Genomic DNA, 18,784 nt, shown 5'->3' with positions numbered 1-18,784 from the left:
AGTTTAAATAAATTGATAGGGAGTGTAGACAATTGACAGTTGAAATGAGAACACCTATACCAGTAAAAGAAGCAATTGAACGTGTTATTAAAGTAGTAAAGCAGTTAGAGACAGAAACAGTATCAATAAATGAAAGTTTAAACTATATACTTGCTGAAGATATTCAAGCAACTTACGATATTCCTCGATTTAATAAATCACCTTACGATGGGTTTGCAATTAAAAGCGCTGATTCTAAAGGGGCATCAGGAGATAATAGAATATCATTTAAAGTTGTAGATCATATCGGTGCTGGAACAGCTTCAAATGTGACTTTAAATAGTGGAGAAGCGGTACGTATTATGACTGGCGCACCTATACCTGAAGGTGCAGATGCAGTTGTAATGTTTGAACAAACAGTGGAAACAGAAACAGGATTTACCATTCGTAAACCATTTACGGAAGGTGAAAATGTCGCGTTTCAAGGAGAAGAATGTAAAGAAAATGAATACGTCTTACATAAAGGTCAACGTATTAATAGTGGAGTTATTGCAGTGTTGGCAACATTTGGCTACGAAACTGTTAAAGTATCCAAGAAGCCAACCGTTGCAGTCATAGCAACAGGTAGCGAGTTAGTTGGACCAAATGAGCCATTAGAACCAGGACAGATTAGAAATTCAAATGGTCCTATGATTGAATCGTTATGTAAAGAAGTTGATATCGAAGCTACTACATACAAAATTCAAGAAGATAACTTACAAGGTTGCATTGATATTGTTGAAAAAGCAATGTCACAACATGATATCGTGATTACAACTGGTGGCGTATCAGTAGGAGACTTCGACTATTTACCGAAAGTGTATGATGCAATTGGTGCAACAGTATTCTTTAATAAAGTGCAAATGAGACCTGGTAGCGTAACAACGGTTGCTTGCAAAGGTGAGAAGTTGTTGTTTGGTTTATCGGGTAATCCATCAGCTTGTTACTCAGGATTTCATTTGTTTACTAAGCCAACCATTCTAAAAATGATGTCTGCAGATGCTATATACCCGGTCATAATAGACGCGAAGTTGAATGAAGACTTTAAAAAAGCTAACCCATTTACGAGATTTATAAGAGGTAAATTATCATTCACTTCACAAGGTGTTTATGCTGAACCATCAGGATTTAATAAATCTAATGCGGTTGTAGCGATTGCTAAAAGTAATGGTATGATTATTTTACCTGGTGGAACAAGAGGCTATCAAAAAGATGACGATGTGAAAGTTCTATTAACGGATCATCAGTCATATGAAAGTCAATTAACACTATGAAGATATTACAAATAGTTGGCTATAAAAATAGTGGTAAAACAACATTAATAAATGAATTAATTAAAGAAATTCGCAGTCAGCAATTAACAGTTACTACAATTAAACATCATGGGCATGGTGCAGACGAAATTTCTTTAAATCATAAAGAAGTAGACAGTTTAAAGTTTATAAATAGCGGTGCTAAAGAAAGTATCGTATTGGGTAAACAGTTAATAGAGAGAGTAACATTTGAGGAGAAGTCATTACAGCAAATAATAGATGAAGATTTGTCTAATGAGCCTGATGTACTACTAATTGAAGGATTTAAGCATGATCATTTTCCAAAAGTACTTTTAACGAAGCAATCTGAAGATTTGGAACAAACGCTACAAAATATCGTATATCAGTTTGATGCGTTTAATCTTGAAGAAAAGAAAGACTTTATAGTTTGGTTTGAAAATTGGTTGAAAAAGTAGGTGTTGAAGTGAAACAATTTGAAATCGTCAATGATCCAATAAATCCTGAACAATACAGAAACTGGACACTCAATGAAAAGCAAGGTGCAGTCGTTGTCTTTACAGGACATGTCAGAGAATGGACAAAAGGCATTAAAACGGAGTACTTAGCTTATGAGGCTTACATCCCAATGGCAGAGAAGAAATTAGCTCAAATAGGTGATGAAATTAAAGAAAAATGGCCAGGTACAATAGTTGCAATTGCACATAGAGTTGGTGAATTACAAATATCAGATATAGCTGTTGTCATCAGTGTATCTTCACCGCATAGACAAGATGCTTATAAGGCGAATGAATATGCAATTGAAAGGATTAAAGAAATCGTACCAATCTGGAAAAAAGAAATATGGGAAGATGGTGAAGAATGGCAAGGCAGTCAAAAACAGTACCATTCTTCTATTCAAATGGAGGGTGAATAATGAAAGTATTGTATTTTGCTCATTTAAAAGAAATAATAAACATAAATGAAGAGCAAATAACTCTTAACCAAGACTACTCTGTGTTAAACTTTAAGCAATATTTAGTTGAGAAGCATCCAGAGTTAAAGGATGAAACTTTTCAAGTTGCTGTAAATGAGGAATTCGTGCAAGATTCAAGTGTTATAACAGACCAAGATGTTGTTGCATTGATTCCACCAGTTAGTGGAGGGTAAAGAGAAAATGATAGCAATAGTTCTAGCTGGCGGTAAGTCCAGTAGATTTGGTTCACCAAAAGCGTTAGCGACAATTAATGGAGAAGTTTTTTATGAAAAAATCATTCAAACTTTAAATCAAACGAATTTATTTGAAAAAGTTGTGATTAGTACGAGTGAAGAATTGAAAGATTCATTCAATTACCATGATGTTGTCGTAGATTTATCAAAGTACAAAAATAATGGTCCTTTAGGTGGGATATATAGCGTGATGCAAAAACATGATTCGGAATGTTATTTTGTGATTGCTTGCGATACACCTAAAATTACCGAAAAAGCGATTAGTCATTTGTATCAATTTTTTATTTCGCGTGTAATGGAAGAACAGCTAGATATTGCTGGATACGAAGCAAATGGTAAAAAAATGCCGACGTTAGCATTTTATAGTCATCGTGTCGAAGCGGACATTAAAGAAGCGTTAGACCATGAAGCCTTTAGAATGAAAGAAATATACGAAAAGAAACCTTCACAATGGTTAGATGTATCAAATGTGAAAGATTCAACTAATTGGTACCAAAACATAAATTACATTGAAGATTTAGAAAAAGCAGAGTCTTAACGATTGTATAGGTAGAGGGGGCGTTACGATGCATCAACCTATCAAAGATAAATTAGGAAGACCAATTAGAGATTTAAGAATATCCGTTACCGACCGATGTAATTTTCGCTGTGATTACTGTATGCCAAAAGAAATTTTTGGAGATGATTACGTCTTCTTACCTAAAGAAGAATTGTTGAGTTTTGAAGAAATTACGAGATTATCTAAGTTATACAGCACACTTGGTGTAAAGAAAATTAGAATTACAGGCGGAGAGCCGCTTCTAAGACGAAATCTATATGAGCTTGTAGAAGCTTTGAACAAAATAGAAGGTATTGAAGACATCGGACTAACAACAAATGGTATGTTGTTAAAAAAACATGGATTGAATTTATACAATGCAGGACTACGTAGAGTGAATGTAAGTATAGATGCAATGGATGATGAATTATTTAAATCGATTAATAATCGTCAAATATCCGCTTCTCAAATACTCGATCAAATAGATTATGCAGTGAGCATAGGTTTAAAAGTTAAAGTGAATGTCGTAATCCAAAAAGGGGTGAACGACCAAGAAATACTACCACTTGTTGAGCATTTTAAAGAGAAAAACATTATCGTAAGATTTATAGAATTTATGGATGTAGGTAATGATAATGGGTGGAATTTTGATAAAGTCGTCACTAAGAAAGAAATGTTAAATATCATTTCTTCAGCCTATGATGTAGAACCAGTAGAAGCCAATTATTTTGGAGAAGTTGCAACATACTATCGCCATAAAGATAATGGCGCACAATTTGGTTTGATCACGAGTGTATCAGCATCGTTTTGTTCATCATGTACACGAGCAAGAATTTCATCTGATGGTAAATTTTATGGTTGCTTATTTGCTGAAAAGAATGGCTATGATATAAAATCAGAGCTAAGAAGCGGTAAGACGGACGAAGAATTATTAACCATATTAAAGTATTTATGGAATATAAGAGATGACAGATACTCAGATGAACGAACAGCAGCTACTGTAGCTAGACGAAAGAAAAATAAAATTAATATGAACTATATAGGTGGTTAGATTAAAAGTTAGGGACAGAATTCTGAGAAATGTCTCTAAATGAGCGCCCATCTAACTACCACAATTCGAAATAGTGGAAGTTACAGCATTCTAATACAACTAAAACAAGCTAGGACAAAACGATTGTCCTAGCTTGTTTTACTATTTCATAAAATATTTTCCGATAATCATATCCAATGTTTCTTTTGAAAGTACGAGTGTCTGTTCGTTTGCTTTTTTGAGCATTTCTTCAGTATTCTCATCATTAAATTTGATAGATTTAGAGAAGTAAGGTGCAAATACATCGATAAAACTATTCAGTACTCTTTCTTCATCTGTTATTGTGTTTATCTCACTCATTGGAGCAACTTCTAATTGATGGAAGTTTAAGTGTTTCTTGATTGTCTCAAATATAAAGTCATTTGATGGTGGGTTCTGATTGGTTGCGTGATAAATTTTATGGTTTTCTGCATAATCACATGCTACTGTGAGTACTTGTACAACATAATCAACTGGTACGAAATTCGACGTATGACTTGCATCTCCAAATAGTCTATATATTGCATGATCTTTCTTTTTTTCTACACGTCTTTTGAAGACTTTTAATGCTTTCATAAAGCCGTACAATGTGAAGTTTGAATCAGCTTCGCCTGTTACGGAATCACCTATTATAATGGCAGGACGAATAATTGAAGTTGCCATTGTTTTATTTTGCATCACAATATGTTCAGCTCTAATTTTAGTCGCTTCATAAGGATTATTTGTTGGTGAATCGATTGAATGCAGTACTTCATTACCACGTTCTTGCTCACCAACTGTATAGGCTGTTGATACATATAAAAAATGCTTTGTTTGTATATGTTCTGCTAAATCCAAAGCATGTTGTGTGCCGATATAATTGATTTGATAAAGATCATCTGCAAGTTCGAAATTAAATTTGACGAGTGCAGCTAAATGATAAAATTTATCTATTTGAGGTATCGTTTCAATATCACCTTCAGACACACCACATAATACTTCTGTAATGTCTCCATTAATAAAGTGAATTCTTGAATGATACGATGGATTTAATTTATTGAGCAATTGATCTTTCTTCTGCTCACTCCTGTATAATACATAAAATTGCTTTTGTGCATCTTTTGCAAGTGATTGTATTAACTCTGCACCTACAAATCCCGTAGCACCTGTTAAAAAAATGTTCATGTTTCCACTCCGATTCTAAGTTTCTGACTATATTTTGAATGATGACTATCTGAAAGTAAAGTATTTTAATAAGTGTTCACATATAACATTGCTATTTGAAAATTGTTAAGCAATAATATTAGGTAATAGATATAAAAGGAGCGTATTTCATGAACGAACAAAAGATGGCTAAGCCTTCATTATTTTTAATCGTGATTCTCGGTTTATTAACCGCATTTGGACCATTTTCAATAGATATGTATTTACCAGCATTACCAGAAATTAGTCGTGATTTTGATACAACAACGTCAAACACGCAATTAACGCTCACACTCTTTATGGTTGGTTTAGCAGTTGGACAAGTATTTGTCGGGCCACTATCTGACTTTATAGGGCGTAAGCGACCACTCATGGTTGCATTAATTGTTTATACAGTTGCTTCAATATTATGCGTATTTGCACCTAATATATACGTCATGATGGCATTACGATTTGTACAAGGTTTTACTGGTGGGGCAGGCGCAGTTATTTCCCGGGCAATTTCCAGTGATTTATATAAAGGTAAAGCTTTAACGAAATTCTTAGCGATATTAATGCTTGTTAATGGTGTTGCGCCTATTTTAGCACCTGTATTGGGTGGTATTATATTATCATTTTCAACTTGGAAAGTGGTCTTTATTTTACTAACGATATTCGGCTTTATTATGTTTAGTTTATCTTCATTAAAATTAACAGAATCATTATCAGAAGCAGAACGTTCATCAGGTAGAATCAGTGAAGTGCTAACAGACTTTAAAAATTTACTCAAAAGTCCAAAATTTTTAATGCCTTTATTTATACAAGGATGTACATACGCATTGTTATTTAGTTATATATCCGCTTCATCATTCATAACGCAATCTGTCTATCATATTTCACCATTAGCTTTTAGTTGTATGTTTGCTTTTAATGGTTTTGGATTAATATTATCAGGTCAAATTATTAATAAATTAGTCGACTATTATGACGAACATGTACTTATGCGTTTATTCGGAATGATTCAAATTATAGGTGTGATTATCGTTTCAATCACATTGATGAATGGATTATCCATTTGGATATTAATGATTGGATTCTTCATACTCGTTAGTCCAGTATCTGCAATTGGTACGACTGGTTTTTCTATTGCGATGGCTAACAATAAAGGTGGCGCTGGAAGTGCGGCAAGTTTATTAGGACTATCTCAATTTCTATTCGGTGGTATCGTTTCACCGTTAGTGGGTATAAAAGGAGAACACGAAGTATATCCATATGTCCTTACGATTATTATCGTTTCAATATTGCTGATTATTTTATTCTTCATTAATAGTAAAGTGTTTAAAAGAGCAGCTTAAAAGTAGGAGGTATGTACATGAATTTAAAATTTGATCATATTATTCATTACGTAGACGGTATAGAATCAATTGAATTTCCACATCAATATATTCAAGCCATCCAAGGTGGTAAACATACACAATTAGGAACGTACAATCAATTAAGTTATATAGATTTACATTATATAGAGTGGATTGATGTCTTTGATGCAGCTTTAGCGCGTTCATATGCTCAAACGGAAGAAGGTAGATTAAGCTTTGCGAATACGTTTAAAGATGAGCATGTACAAGAAGGATTTAAAAGGATCTGTCTTAGAACACAAAATATCGATAGCGTTAAGACTCATCTAGAGCAATTTGATTTAGATATTATAGGTCCAATTGAAATGTCGAGAACGAAACAGGACGGCACAACGATACAATGGCAATTACTATATTTAGATGATAAGCAAGAGTTAAATTTACCATTCATCATTCAGTGGGGCGAAAGTGATGAAGAAAGAGAAGCTTCATTAGAAGATAATTTTCATTATAACTTATCAATTGATGAAGTGACGATTCAAGTCGGTAATCTTCAAGAATCTAGTCAAAATTGGCAATCATGGTATGGATTGAAAGAGATTGAGAAAAGCGAAGATGATGTTAAGTTAGGCTTTAAAGAAGATGATGTTGTCATTAAACTTATAGAGGATGCAGAAGAGAAATACACAACATTATCACTCTCATCAACAAATATAAAAAAAGACACGCGCATTTTATATAAAGGCGCGTGTTACGAATTCAAAGCTAATTCGCATAAACATTGAGATAGACACTTTGAATAATAATACTTAAATTCACGAGTGCAATCAAGGCGCTTATAATGGCTATAAATAATATAGATTTGCGTGCGTTTTCGAGAATAAAGACGATGCTTAGTAGCAAGGTGAAGGCAACAGTTATGATACGATAGCTTAAATAATTAATCGTGCTATCAAAATTTAGACTGACCGCAATCAGTATGATATTTATAATAATAAAAAGCGTTAGAACAAGTTGTCTCATATATTTCAATCCTAACTGTATGTTTTATATGACAAGTATAACAAATATTGGTCTTTTGCGTGAAATTATAGTACGTTTCATTGTATAATTAAAAGACGAATTGATAAAAAGGAGATTTATAAATGACGATAAAGAAAATGAATATCACTCATGAGCAACATGATGAATTTGTAAAGCAACATCCAAATGGTGATATGTTGCAACTTACAAAGTGGGCAGAATCCAAAAAGCTTACAGGTTGGTATTCTCGTCGTATAGCAGTGGGCGATGGTGAAAAAATAACAGGTGTAGCACAACTTTTATTTAAGAAAGTGCCAAAGCTACCATATACATTATGTTACATATCTAGAGGTTTTGTTGTTGATTATAAAGACGAAACATCTGTTAAAGTACTTTTTGAATTATCTAAAGAAATCGCACGTAATGAGAAAAGTTATGCCATTAAAATTGACCCAGATATAGAAGTGGATCAATCTGAAGGTGTTCTTGAATATTTAACTTCATTAGGATTTGAACATAAAGGTTTTGAAGATGGATTAAGTAAGAAATATATCCAACCTAGAATGACGATGATCACAAAAATCGATCAACCTGAAGAAGACTTAATGCAAAGCTTTGATAAACGAAACCGTTCACGTGTTAGAAACTCTCTAAAAAGAGGTACTGAATTAGTCATCGGTAACCGTGACGACTTGAAAATCTTTGCGAAAATCATGGAAGAAACAGGCGAGAGAGATAATTTCTTAACAAGAGATGTTTCATACTTTGAGAATATTTATGATCATTTACATCCAGATGGGGATTGTGAATTATTCTTAGTCAAAGTCGTGCCAGATACAGTCTTAAAAGACTTATTTAAAGAACGTGATGCACTATTAGAAGAAAAAGAAAAATTAGCAAATAGAAGACAAACTAAGAAAGTCGTTAATCAGTTAAATGATGCTGATGAAAAACTAGGTAACTTTGAAAAACGTATTCAAGAAATGGAAGAATTAAAAAGTAAAAAACCAGATGGCGTGTATTTATCTGGCGGTATCTTAATCTTCTCAGGTAAGAAATCATATTATTTATATGGTGCGTCATCAAATGAATATCGTGAATTTTTACCGAATCACCGCATGATTATTGAAATGATGCGCTTTGCTAAAGAGAAAGGCGCTACTAAGTTCGACTTCGGTGGTACGGATAATAACCCTGACCAAGACCATGAACATTATGGATTATGGGCATTCAAGAGAGTTTGGGGCACTTATTTAAGTGAGAAAATCGGTGAATTTGATTATGTATTAAATAAACCACTTTATACTGCAATCGAGAAAGTAAAACCGGCAGTAGTCACATATAAAAGAAAAATCGAAAAGAAAATCAAAAGAAACTAGACATAAGATTAAGGCACTAAAACTTTAAATTATTAAAATTTTAGTGCTTTCTTTATGTATAAGGTTTGTTTCAACATTAAATTATTATACAATTACTTACAAATCATAAATTAGGGGGAAATTGAGTGGTTCAAAAAATGATCAAGTTCTCGCTGAATAATAAATTTGCTATTTTGCTTATGACGATTATTATTTTGCTTGGCGGCATATATTCAGCGTTCAAAATGAAACTAGAGTTATTACCGGATATTACAACTCCTGTTATTACTATTACGACACCATATCCTGGTGCAACACCTGAAAGTGTACTAGAAAATGTAACAGAACCAGTTGAAAAAGAAGTTCAAAATTTAGAAGGCGTACAAAATGTAACAAGTCAGTCTTTAGAAAATGCTTCAGCAATTACATTAGAATATACATATCAAACAGACATGGATGAAGCTGAGACTGAATTAAGAAAGAAATTAGAAGCGTTAGATTTACCTGACGGAGTTCAAGACCCAGATATGAGTAGAATGTCTATGTATTCATTCCCAGTTGTGAGTTATTCAATATCTGATAAAGATGATAATCTTGAAAAAGTAACAAAACAAATGCAATCAGATTTAATACCTAAACTTGAAAAAGTAGACGGCGTTCAAAATGTATCATTGTCTGGTCAAACGTTAGAAGAAGTAAATTTAGAATTTGACCAAAATGAATTAACGAAACGTGGTATGAGTGAGGATGAAGTGCTTCAATATATCGACGGTGCTACGAAAGAATCACCTTTAGGTTTATATACATTTGGTGATGATTTGAAATCAATTGTCGTAGATGGAAGATTTACTTCAATTAAAGCGCTGAAAGACTTAGAAATACCTATGACAGGTGGTGCTTCAAGTGGTGGTCAACAAAGTGCTGCAAGTCAATCACAACAAGGCCAGCAAGCACAACAAGCTCAAGAAGGCTCCGAATCAAATGATAGCAGTGCATCTCAAAGTATCCCATCTGTAAAATTATCTGATATCGCAGATGTTAAACAAGAGAAGAAACGAGATTCAATTTCTAAGACAAACGGTAAAGATGCTTTAGCTCTTCAAGTAACGAAATCTACAGATGCCAATTTAGTAGATGTCGTTGATAATGTAGACAAAGAACTCGAAGCTTATAAGAAAGATCATAAAAACATAGAATCTGTGCAATTGATGGAAACAGCATCAACAATTAAAGACTCAGTATCGACGATGGTTGAGAAAGCTTTAATCGGTTCTATCGTTGCAGTTATTATCATTATGTTCTTCTTAAGAGATATTAAATCAACTATTATCGCGATGGTATCTATTCCAATGTCATTATTAATGGCACTCATTGGTCTAAAAGCGATGGATGTTTCATTAAATATCTTAACTTTAGGGGCATTAACAGTCGCAATTGGACGTGTTATTGATGACTCCATTGTTGTAATAGAGAATATTTATCGACGTATGTCGGATAAAGGTGAAGAACTGAAAGGTAGTAAACTGATTACAAGTGCGACGAAAGAAATGTTTATACCAATCATGTCTTCAACAATCGTTACAATTGTCGTATTCTTACCGTTAGCTTTTGTAACTGGACAAATTGGAGAAATGTTTAGACCATTTGCTTTAGCAGTAGCATTTAGCTTATTAGCTTCACTACTTATAGCATTAACAATTGTGCCAGTACTTTCACACATTTTCTTTAGAAATGGTATTAAGAAAGCTAAAAAAGAAAGAGGACATTGGTTAGCGAATAAATACAAAGGCATTTTAAAATGGAATTTAAATCATAAATGGCTCGTTATCGTACTAAGTATTGTGCTTGTTATCGCAAGTATTGCACTTGTATTCACGCCTTATATTGGTAAATCATTTATCGATACAGGCGAAGATAAAATGTTAGCACTGACTTATAAACCTTCACCAGGTGAAAAAGAAGATCAAGTTGTTAAAAACGGTGAACAAGCTGAGAAATATTTATCAAAAGATAAAAACGTAGATTTTGTTCAATATAGCGTAGGCGGAGAAAATCCATTTAATCCTTCTGCCAAAAATGACATGGCTTTAATGGTTAAATACGATAAAGATACACCTAACTGGGATAATGTCGGTAAAGAAGTTATGGACCATATCGGTAAATTCAATCATAAAGGTGAATGGAAACAACAAGATTTCTCTACTGGTGGTACAGCGAACGAAGTATCTGTAAAAGTATCAGGTCCATCAACTGACGCAATAGAAGGTACAGTTAAAGATGTAGAGAAAGAAATGAAGAAAGTTAAAGGTGTAGAAAATGTAAGTTCGAACCTTTCTAAATCTTATGAGCAATACGATGTGAAAGTTGATCAAAATAAAGCGAGCAAATTAGGACTTTCTGCAGGTCAAATTGCTATGACGCTTAATCAAACAACACAAGAAAAAGTTGTTACTAAATTAAATGATGATGGTAAATCTATCGACGTTAAACTGACTAAAAAAGAAAAAATAGATTGGTCAGAGAAGAAATTAGAAGATACTAAGATTACATCTCCATTAGGTAAAGATGTGAAACTAAGTGATATTGCGACATTGAAGAAAACAACTTCACCAGATACAATCACAAGAGAAAATGACAAAATTTCTGTTTCTGTAGATGCTAAAATCACTGCAGACGATGTTGCGAAAGTGACAACAGATGTTAATCAAAGAGTTTCTAAAATTGATACACCAACAGATGTTGAATTGAATGTTGGCGGTACAAACGACGACATCAACGAAGCAATAGAACAATTGTTGCTTGCGATGGGCGCAGCGATTCTAATCGTATATTTAGTAATCGTATTAACATTCAAAGGTGGATTAGCACCATTTGCAATATTATTCTCATTACCAGTATCTATCATTGGTGTAATTGCAGGACTGTTAATTACACAAGAAACAATATCCGTACCAAGCATGATAGGTATGTTAATGTTGATTGGTATTGTTGTAACGAATGCGATTGTATTAATAGATAGAGTAATTAATATGGAAGAAGCGGGCATGACTACAAGAGAAGCATTAATAGAAGCAGCAGGCACGCGTTTAAGACCTATCTTAATGACAGCTATTGCGACAATCGGGGCATTAGTACCACTATTATTTGGTGGCGGAAGTTCTGTCCTTATTTCTAAAGCATTAGCAATTACAGTAATAGGAGGATTAATTTCTTCAACGATATTAACACTATTAGTTGTGCCAATTTCATATGAAATCATTATGAAATTTAAACGAGCAATATTTAAAAGACCAAAAGAACGTATAGAATAGATGTTTAACCCCTCCATGTCTATGAGACAAGGAGGGGCTTTTTGTATGTTGTATATATATTGGTGTTGTTAGTAACAAAAGTCGTCGGAATTGTAACTAAGGAGGCCGTTAGTAACAAAAGTTGGTGGAAGTGTAATTAAAAGCGCCTATAGTAACAAAAGTCGTGGGAATTGTAACTAAGGGCGGTCATAGTAACAAAAGTCGTGGGAATTGTAACTAAGGACACCCATAGTAACAAAAGTCAGCGGAATTGTAACTAAGGCAGCCTATCCTAATATAAGCATCCAGAATAACAATTCCAAACGCCTACTATGATTTATTTCTTAGTAATTTAATAAGAAAATACTTGTTCGTGTTTCATACTTTGATAAAATATATTCATATACAAAAATATAGTCTGAAGAATTTTATTTCGAGGAGTCGTTATTGTGCCAACATCAAAACTATTATCAGAGATACCAGACAGTTACTTTGGAAAGACAATGGGTCGTAAGGTTGAACATGGTCCGTTACCGTTAATTAATATGGCAGTTGGTGTCCCAGATGGTGAGACGCCAAAAGTTATTGTAGATGAATTTATAAATGCCGTACAAAAGCCAGAAAACCAGAAATATGGTGCTTTTCATGGTAAAGACACGTTTAAACAAGCGATTGTAGATTTTTATAAGAGACAATATGATGTGGATTTAGATAAAGAAGAGGAAGTTTGTATTTTATATGGTACAAAAAATGGTTTGGTAGGTTTACCGATCTGTGTCGTAGAACCTAAAGACTATGTGTTATTACCGAATCCAGGCTATACAGATTATTTAGCAGGTGTTCTACTTGCTCGTGCTAAGCCATATTCTTTAGAATTAGCGCCTGAACATCAATACTTACCACAGTGGGATGAGATAGAACCTGAAATCTTAGATAAGACAAAATTAATTTACTTAACTTATCCAAATAATCCAACTGGATCTGTTGCAAATACTGAATTTTTTGATGAAACGATTGCTAAATTTAAAGATACGAAAACAAATATTATACATGACTTTGCATATAGTGCTTTTGGATTTGATCAGAAGAATCCAAGTATTCTCCAATCGGAAGGTGCTAAAGAAATAGCTGTAGAAATATTTTCCTTATCGAAAGGGTATAACATGTCTGGATACAGGGTAGGCTTTGCAGTCGGTAACAAAGAAATGATTGCCGCTTTAAAGAAATATCAAACGCACACACATGCCGGTATGTTTGGTGCATTACAAGATGCGAGTACTGTCGCATTAAATGAATGCGATGATTTTCTTATTAAACAAAACGAAATATTTAAGACGAGAAGAGATCAATTTGAAGCGTCATTAAGAGAAGTAGGTATACCATTTGAGCCAATGAAAGGTGGTATATTCCTTTGGTTACAAACACCTCCAGAATATGATGGAGAAGCATTTGTAGAATATTTATTACAAGAGGTGTCTATTTTAGTCGCACCAGGTATACCGTTTGGCGATAATGGTCAAAATTACGTTAGAATCTCATTAGCGTTAAGTGATGATGAACTATTGGAAGGTGCTAAGAGGTTACAAGGTCTAGCTCACTTATACAAATAAAAAGAGCTGAGAAATAATGATTCTCAGCTTTTTCACATAAATGAGATTTTGATGATATGCTTTAGGGTATTAAAACACTATAAATAATAAAATCGCAAATATGATTAATATAAAGATCGACATATAATTGAGTAGTTGAATCGCTTTTTGGTCTTTAATACGATATTTAAATGCTGTGATTTCAACATTGATAACGAGACAAACCAATACAGCTAATATCCACCAAGTTTGCATTGCAAAACTAAATACAATACTGCCTAAAAAGACAATAAGCATAAGCCCCATTATAAATCTTAAAGCTTGCGTAAGCATCGTATGTAGTTGATATATACTTAAGTAACTAATAATAAGATAAATAATGGTAAATAATAAAAGTATGAGAATTAACATAGTCATTTCCTTTCGTTAATCTTGATCAAGTTGAGCGCGAACTTTACTGATTTCTTCTTCGATTTTGACAAGTTGTTTTTCAAGTAAGTCGGTTGCTTGACCAGTAGATTCTCTCTTTTCTAGGTCATTTTGTATACGTATGTAATCATATTTAAGTTCAGAAAGATGTTGGTTTAAATCCATTTTAAACACTCCTTTTTATAAAATAGCTATGAAGTAGGTGATAAATTGAAAAAAGTAAAAACCAATGCTATGCGCATCTTAGATCAATATAATATATTTTATCATACTCATGAATTTAAAATAGGAAAAGATCATTTAGATGGTCATGAAGTTGCGCAATTAATTCAGAAACCAGAACATCAAGTGTATAAGACGCTTGTATTAACAAATGGGAATCGTGAATATTTCGTTTTTGTTATTCCAGTCGTTGAACATCTTGATATGAAAAAAGCTAGTAAAGCTGTTGGTCAGAAAAAATTAGAACTCTTACCACTTGATCAACTCACCAAAGTTACAGGGTATGTCAGAGGTGGTTGTTCTCCAATTGGTATGAAAAAAACATATCAAACCGTAATTGATATCAATGCAGAACCATTAACTACGTTTATCGTAAGTGCAGGTAAACGTGGTTATCAAATTGAACTTGATCCAGCAGATTTAGCCAAAGTCATTGATGTAAGATTTGATGATATTATTAAATATAACTAAACTAATTTTAGTATAATTTATTAATATTTCAAACAAAAAGTGTGCATAGAAGTTAAACTGTTGTTAATATAGATAAATGTGAGTTTAATGAGAGAAGTGATAAAGTGACAGAAAAATTTATAATGATTATTTTATTAATTGCTTTAGGATACGTTCTAAAGAAGCTTAAATTCTTTAAAGCTTCTGATGGTAATGTACTTGCAACACTTGTACTAAATGTTACTTTGCCTTCATTAGTGATTGTAAATTTAAATGGATCTGATTTAGATTTATCTTTAGGATGGCTACCTATATTAATGCTATTATACGGCATTATAGCAAAGCTACTAATCATATGGTTATTCAAGAAAAAATATAATAATCAAATAAGAGGTACTGTTGGCATGATGGCCGCTTCAGTTAATATTGGACTGTTTGCATATCCATTAGTCGCACAAATTTGGCCTAAAAATGGTTTATTATACTTTGGTATGTTAGACATTGGTACAGCTATCATTATGTTTGGTGTAACTTATTTTGTTGGTAGTTACTTCAATGATGGTGGCGATCAGTTTGACTTTAAACGAATGGGTTTAAATTTATTAAAGACCGTACCACTTATGACATATATGATTATGTTTATCTTAAATATAATGAGCATTAAAGTACCTGATAAAGCGATAGATTTCTTTGAAATTATTGCAAATGCCAATATGCCATTATCCATGATCTTATTAGGTTTATTCTTGAATTTTAAAATCGAAAAAGCATACTTACCAATTGTTGTTAAATACTTAGCATTTCATTATGGCTTTGGTTTATTAATGGGCTTAATTGTTCATTTCTTCTTACCTGTTGATGATCCAATGATCAAAACGACGTTACTTATTGGTTGGTTATTACCTATAGGTGTTTCAGTATTGTCTTATGCTATTACATTTAAATATAAGACCTTACCTATAGTCGGCATGGCTACTAATTTAAGTATTGTCATATCAATCGTCATATTATATGTATATCAATTTTTCTTTGTTTAATTAAACATTAAAAAAGCGTTTGGATTTCGCATCCAAACGCTTTTTGTTATATATTAACCTTTACCGCCCATGAAAGCAGGATAGTTTGTCATTCCGCCATCAACATATATTGTTGTACCGTGAATGTAACTTGCTTGTTCTGAAGCTAGGAATGCATTAATATTTGCAACTTGATCCGCTTCACCAATTTCATGTAATGGAATCATTTCTAATGTTTCTTCACGTGTTGCTGGGTCAGAGAATTTTTCGCGAGTATGTTCTGTAACAATAGCCCCTGGAGAAACATTATTAATTCTTATACCATTTTTACCGTATTCCATAGATAAAGTTTCCATCATCAATTTTAAGCCGCCTTTACTTGCTGCGTAATTGACGTAGTTTGGCCAAGGAATAACATCGTGCACACTTGCAGTATTGATGATTTGACCTTTAATATCATGCTCTAAGTAGTAATTAATGACTTCTCTACTACCAATAAAAGCACCTGTTAAGTTGATATCGATAACTTTAGACCATTCTTCTAAACTCATTTCATGAGATGGAATTGGTTTTTCGAAACCAGCATTATTGATCAACACATCTATACGACCAAATGTTTCATGTGTTTGTTGAATCAAGTTTTTGATATCTGCTTCTACTGAAACGTCTGCTTTAATAGCAACCGCGTCAGCACCAGAATTTTTAATAGATTGAACGATTTTTTCAGCTTCTTCAACGTGATCTAAATATCCAATGACAACTTTTGATCCTTCTTTACCAAATCGTTCAGCAGTTGCTTTACCAATACCACTGTTACCTCCAGTGACAATCACAACTTTATCTTTTAAATCTTCATACATATTAAACACTCCTATTTTTATATATTGAGTTTACCCTTTAGCTGCACCAATAATAAATGCGGCAATAATGATTAACACGATACCTATCCAAATAAATGTCATTTGACGTTTTGTTTTTTGTTCACCTAATAGGTAAATACCACCTAGAGTAGAAACAATTACTAACATTTGTGAAAATGAAAAGCTCGTTCCGACACCAACTTTTGGTTGTGAAATGAATAGGAACATATTACCTAATGCCCATACAATCCCTGGCAATAAGTTGAGTGACGTATGTTTAACAGTAGGTTTATGTTTGAATGATAAAATGATACCACCAATTACCATACCTATAGATTGTGGAAATAGCGCATCCCAACCTTCAACACCGAATACTTGGCCGATTACAACGTATACGACATAACCGACTGTAGAGATGAGTAATATTGGAATAGCTTTACCAAGCTTTTTAGTATTTCCGCTATTGCCAGAACCTTTTTTCTGAACAGATGTAAATATCACGCCGATAATTAGTAACACTAAACCTGATAGGCCAAGTGCAACTTGCGTACCTGTTGACCATTCTCCTAAAAATGCAGCACTGAATAATGTTGTTCCAAGTAATTGTAAGCCTGTAGATATAGGCATCGTAATTGAAACCCCAATTAAGTCTACACTTCTAAGTTGAAATCCTTGTCCAAGTGCCCAGAAAGCACCAGAAATCATACCGATAATAACTGTAGTGAATGTAAAGTGTACATCACCAAAGAAGAATAAACATAAACCGATGATGAAAGCCCCGATTGTTGTACCTAAGATTTGGTTATAAGGACCTCCACCAACTTTAACATTGATTAATACGACGCTTCCCCAGAACAATGCTGGTAATAGCGCTATAAGGTATTCCATACACAAGACTCGCTTTCTCTATTTATTTGTATTATTTAAACTACCCAAGTATTATACGCCCGAAACTTTTTTAATGTAAAACATATAGCTCACAATGTAATTTTACTATTAAAAATAGACCCATGAATGTTCAATAAGCATTCGTGGGTCTTAGTTTAAATGTTAAACATCGTATGGTCTAACATATTTGAAATGATGTGTTTCATTGACGATGTGGAAACCGACTTTTTCATATAATAATTGTATTTGTTCATGTTTTTTACTATCTACATAGATACGAACTGTTTCGACATCTTGGTGATTAAATGCTTCTGTCGTCGCGAAATGAATCATTTGAAAAGCAATGCCTTGTTTTCTGTAATCATGGTGAGAAGCTAAATTAGGAATTGTGGCTAATTTCTCAGGTATATCTATGGATAGATATATGTAGCCTTTAACGAGCCCTTCAGCTATATATAAATAAAGCGCATGATTATCATCTAGTGAGTCTATTATATCGTCAGCACTGATATCACTATGTTTGAAACTATTGGAATGTAATTTATTAAATGCATAGTAATATGGTTTGCTGTACGGCGTCATTTGGTGTTTCTTATCAATTGGTAAAGGTGGTTGTTGAATTTCTAACGTATATTGCGTTTCTACATATCCCGCATGTAGTCTCTTCAGTTTACTGTTATTTAAAATGTGATCTTTATGTAGTGAAATGTGACAATATTTAATGTTTGGATGATCGTTTAAAAGTGTTTCCCATATTTCTTTTAACGCGCTTAACGTTTCTTCACTTGTATCATTAACGATTGGTCCCCATACATTTGCAGTTTCATCATCTACGCTTTCAAATCCTAATATCCCGATAATTGTGTCATGATCTTCTATATAGTAGAAGGTATTCTCATCAAATTTATGGCTTAAGTCATTCTTTATATCTTCTATTGACTGAGGTATATGTGTCACGTAGTTTGTTTCTTGCCTATTTTTTTCGTGTAAATAAGAAGCAATCGGATCGATTTCTTTAAGAGGCAGTATTTGCATGAT

At 33.2% G+C, this 18,784-nt stretch carries 19 protein-coding genes; 13 read left to right on the top strand and 6 right to left on the bottom strand.

The window, feature by feature from the left end; translation table 11 throughout:
* The first annotated feature begins 32 nt into the window (after positions 1 to 32).
* Genes LQ675_RS08950 through moaA form a run of 6 tightly spaced genes read left to right on the top strand, consistent with a single transcriptional unit; the run spans position 33 to position 4,087 of the window.
* Positions 33 to 1,292 carry a molybdopterin molybdotransferase MoeA gene (locus LQ675_RS08950; protein ID WP_048541102.1) on the top strand — a complete coding sequence of 420 codons (1,260 nt, stop codon included), beginning with the start codon at positions 33 to 35 and terminating at the stop codon, positions 1,290 to 1,292.
* Positions 1,289 to 1,747, top strand: coding sequence for a molybdopterin-guanine dinucleotide biosynthesis protein B (mobB, locus tag LQ675_RS08945; RefSeq protein WP_239727502.1), 459 nt, complete (start codon positions 1,289 to 1,291; stop codon positions 1,745 to 1,747). The genes LQ675_RS08950 and mobB overlap by 4 nt, the downstream gene beginning before the upstream one ends.
* An 8-nt stretch (positions 1,748 to 1,755) precedes the next feature.
* Positions 1,756 to 2,205, top strand: coding sequence for a molybdenum cofactor biosynthesis protein MoaE (locus tag LQ675_RS08940; RefSeq protein WP_048541318.1), 450 nt, complete (start codon positions 1,756 to 1,758; stop codon positions 2,203 to 2,205).
* Entirely contained in the window at positions 2,205 to 2,438 is a 234-nt protein-coding gene (moaD, locus tag LQ675_RS08935; RefSeq protein ID WP_048541098.1) for a molybdopterin converting factor subunit 1, read from the top strand. The genes LQ675_RS08940 and moaD overlap by 1 nt, the downstream gene beginning before the upstream one ends.
* A gap of 7 nt (positions 2,439 to 2,445) precedes the next feature.
* Positions 2,446 to 3,036, top strand: a complete 591-nt coding sequence (gene mobA, locus LQ675_RS08930; protein WP_239727498.1) for a molybdenum cofactor guanylyltransferase MobA — start codon at positions 2,446 to 2,448, stop codon at positions 3,034 to 3,036.
* A gap of 28 nt (positions 3,037 to 3,064) precedes the next feature.
* Positions 3,065 to 4,087, top strand: coding sequence for a GTP 3',8-cyclase MoaA (gene moaA / locus LQ675_RS08925; protein ID WP_048541093.1), 1,023 nt, complete (start codon positions 3,065 to 3,067; stop codon positions 4,085 to 4,087).
* A 141-nt stretch (positions 4,088 to 4,228) separates the two neighbouring features.
* On the opposite strand, the gene LQ675_RS08920 is transcribed toward moaA, so the two are convergent.
* Entirely contained in the window at positions 4,229 to 5,269 is a 1,041-nt protein-coding gene (locus LQ675_RS08920) for an SDR family oxidoreductase (RefSeq protein ID WP_048541091.1), read from the bottom strand.
* A 149-nt stretch (positions 5,270 to 5,418) separates the two neighbouring features.
* Between LQ675_RS08920 and LQ675_RS08915 the strand changes: the two genes are divergently transcribed.
* From LQ675_RS08915 to LQ675_RS08895, 5 genes are all read left to right on the top strand, one after another.
* Positions 5,419 to 6,621 (top strand): putative multidrug effflux MFS transporter TcaB, encoded by a 1,203-nt coding sequence (locus LQ675_RS08915; protein WP_048541089.1) that lies wholly within the window; start codon positions 5,419 to 5,421, stop codon positions 6,619 to 6,621.
* Positions 6,622 to 6,638: 17 nt separating this feature from the next.
* Positions 6,639 to 7,406, top strand: a complete 768-nt coding sequence (locus LQ675_RS08910; RefSeq protein WP_048541087.1) for a VOC family protein — start codon at positions 6,639 to 6,641, stop codon at positions 7,404 to 7,406.
* A 366-nt stretch (positions 7,407 to 7,772) separates the two neighbouring features.
* Positions 7,773 to 9,023, top strand: coding sequence for a lipid II:glycine glycyltransferase FemX (locus tag LQ675_RS08905; RefSeq protein WP_048541317.1), 1,251 nt, complete (start codon positions 7,773 to 7,775; stop codon positions 9,021 to 9,023).
* Between the two features lie 125 nt (positions 9,024 to 9,148).
* Positions 9,149 to 12,313, top strand: coding sequence for an efflux RND transporter permease subunit (locus tag LQ675_RS08900; RefSeq protein WP_107602210.1), 3,165 nt, complete (start codon positions 9,149 to 9,151; stop codon positions 12,311 to 12,313).
* Positions 12,314 to 12,741: 428 nt separating this feature from the next.
* Positions 12,742 to 13,902 (top strand): aminotransferase class I/II-fold pyridoxal phosphate-dependent enzyme, encoded by a 1,161-nt coding sequence (locus tag LQ675_RS08895; protein ID WP_239727497.1) that lies wholly within the window; start codon positions 12,742 to 12,744, stop codon positions 13,900 to 13,902.
* A gap of 69 nt (positions 13,903 to 13,971) precedes the next feature.
* On the opposite strand, the gene mspA is transcribed toward LQ675_RS08895, so the two are convergent.
* Together mspA and LQ675_RS08885 are read right to left on the bottom strand one after the other, a co-directional pair.
* A complete protein-coding gene (mspA, locus tag LQ675_RS08890; protein ID WP_231403564.1) occupies positions 13,972 to 14,298 on the bottom strand; it encodes a membrane stabilizing protein MspA in 327 nt (108 codons plus the stop codon).
* Positions 14,299 to 14,307: 9 nt separating this feature from the next.
* On the bottom strand, positions 14,308 to 14,475 hold the full coding sequence (locus tag LQ675_RS08885; RefSeq protein ID WP_088592203.1) for an SE1832 family protein: 168 nt from the start codon (positions 14,473 to 14,475) through the stop codon (positions 14,308 to 14,310).
* Between the two features lie 45 nt (positions 14,476 to 14,520).
* Here LQ675_RS08885 and ybaK point away from each other — a divergent pair, with 45 nt between their 5' ends.
* Positions 14,521 to 15,003, top strand: a complete 483-nt coding sequence (ybaK, locus tag LQ675_RS08880) for a Cys-tRNA(Pro) deacylase (RefSeq protein ID WP_171992046.1) — start codon at positions 14,521 to 14,523, stop codon at positions 15,001 to 15,003.
* A 104-nt stretch (positions 15,004 to 15,107) separates the two neighbouring features.
* Entirely contained in the window at positions 15,108 to 16,019 is a 912-nt protein-coding gene (locus tag LQ675_RS08875; protein ID WP_037589023.1) for an AEC family transporter, read from the top strand.
* Positions 16,020 to 16,072: 53 nt separating this feature from the next.
* Here LQ675_RS08875 and LQ675_RS08870 read toward each other — a convergent pair whose 3' ends face one another.
* The 3 genes from LQ675_RS08870 to LQ675_RS08860 form a co-directional block, all read right to left on the bottom strand.
* Positions 16,073 to 16,858 carry a glucose 1-dehydrogenase gene (locus tag LQ675_RS08870; RefSeq protein ID WP_048541078.1) on the bottom strand — a complete coding sequence of 262 codons (786 nt, stop codon included), beginning with the start codon at positions 16,856 to 16,858 and terminating at the stop codon, positions 16,073 to 16,075.
* Between the two features lie 30 nt (positions 16,859 to 16,888).
* Positions 16,889 to 17,746, bottom strand: a complete 858-nt coding sequence (locus tag LQ675_RS08865; protein WP_048541076.1) for a GRP family sugar transporter — start codon at positions 17,744 to 17,746, stop codon at positions 16,889 to 16,891.
* A gap of 162 nt (positions 17,747 to 17,908) precedes the next feature.
* Positions 17,909 to 18,781 carry a GNAT family N-acetyltransferase gene (locus tag LQ675_RS08860; protein WP_048541074.1) on the bottom strand — a complete coding sequence of 291 codons (873 nt, stop codon included), beginning with the start codon at positions 18,779 to 18,781 and terminating at the stop codon, positions 17,909 to 17,911.
* Between the last annotated feature and the right edge of the window lie 3 nt (positions 18,782 to 18,784).

Origin of the sequence: Mammaliicoccus sp. D-M19, assembly GCF_022386695.1 — a bacterium.
GTDB lineage: Bacteria > Bacillota > Bacilli > Staphylococcales > Staphylococcaceae > Mammaliicoccus > Mammaliicoccus sciuri.
Note: the sequence above shows the minus strand (reverse complement) of the source record. Positions and strands in the feature narration are given on the sequence as shown.

Bases quoted from the DNA above. Each gene is read 5' to 3' on its own strand.
- LQ675_RS08915 (WP_048541089.1), top strand. From the start codon at position 5,419: ATGAACGAACAAAAGATGGCTAAGCCTTCATTATTTTTAATCGTGATT.
- moaA (WP_048541093.1), top strand. From the start codon at position 3,065: ATGCATCAACCTATCAAAGATAAATTAGGAAGACCAATTAGAGATTTA.
- mobB (WP_239727502.1), top strand. From the start codon at position 1,289: ATGAAGATATTACAAATAGTTGGCTATAAAAATAGTGGTAAAACAACA.
- LQ675_RS08885 (WP_088592203.1), bottom strand. From the start codon at position 14,475: ATGGATTTAAACCAACATCTTTCTGAACTTAAATATGATTACATACGT.
- mspA (WP_231403564.1), bottom strand. From the start codon at position 14,298: ATGACTATGTTAATTCTCATACTTTTATTATTTACCATTATTTATCTT.
- LQ675_RS08910 (WP_048541087.1), top strand. From the start codon at position 6,639: ATGAATTTAAAATTTGATCATATTATTCATTACGTAGACGGTATAGAA.
- LQ675_RS08860 (WP_048541074.1), bottom strand. From the start codon at position 18,781: ATGCAAATACTGCCTCTTAAAGAAATCGATCCGATTGCTTCTTATTTA.
- LQ675_RS08865 (WP_048541076.1), bottom strand. From the start codon at position 17,746: ATGGAATACCTTATAGCGCTATTACCAGCATTGTTCTGGGGAAGCGTC.
- LQ675_RS08870 (WP_048541078.1), bottom strand. From the start codon at position 16,858: ATGTATGAAGATTTAAAAGATAAAGTTGTGATTGTCACTGGAGGTAAC.
- mobA (WP_239727498.1), top strand. From the start codon at position 2,446: ATGATAGCAATAGTTCTAGCTGGCGGTAAGTCCAGTAGATTTGGTTCA.
- LQ675_RS08920 (WP_048541091.1), bottom strand. From the start codon at position 5,269: ATGAACATTTTTTTAACAGGTGCTACGGGATTTGTAGGTGCAGAGTTA.
- moaD (WP_048541098.1), top strand. From the start codon at position 2,205: ATGAAAGTATTGTATTTTGCTCATTTAAAAGAAATAATAAACATAAAT.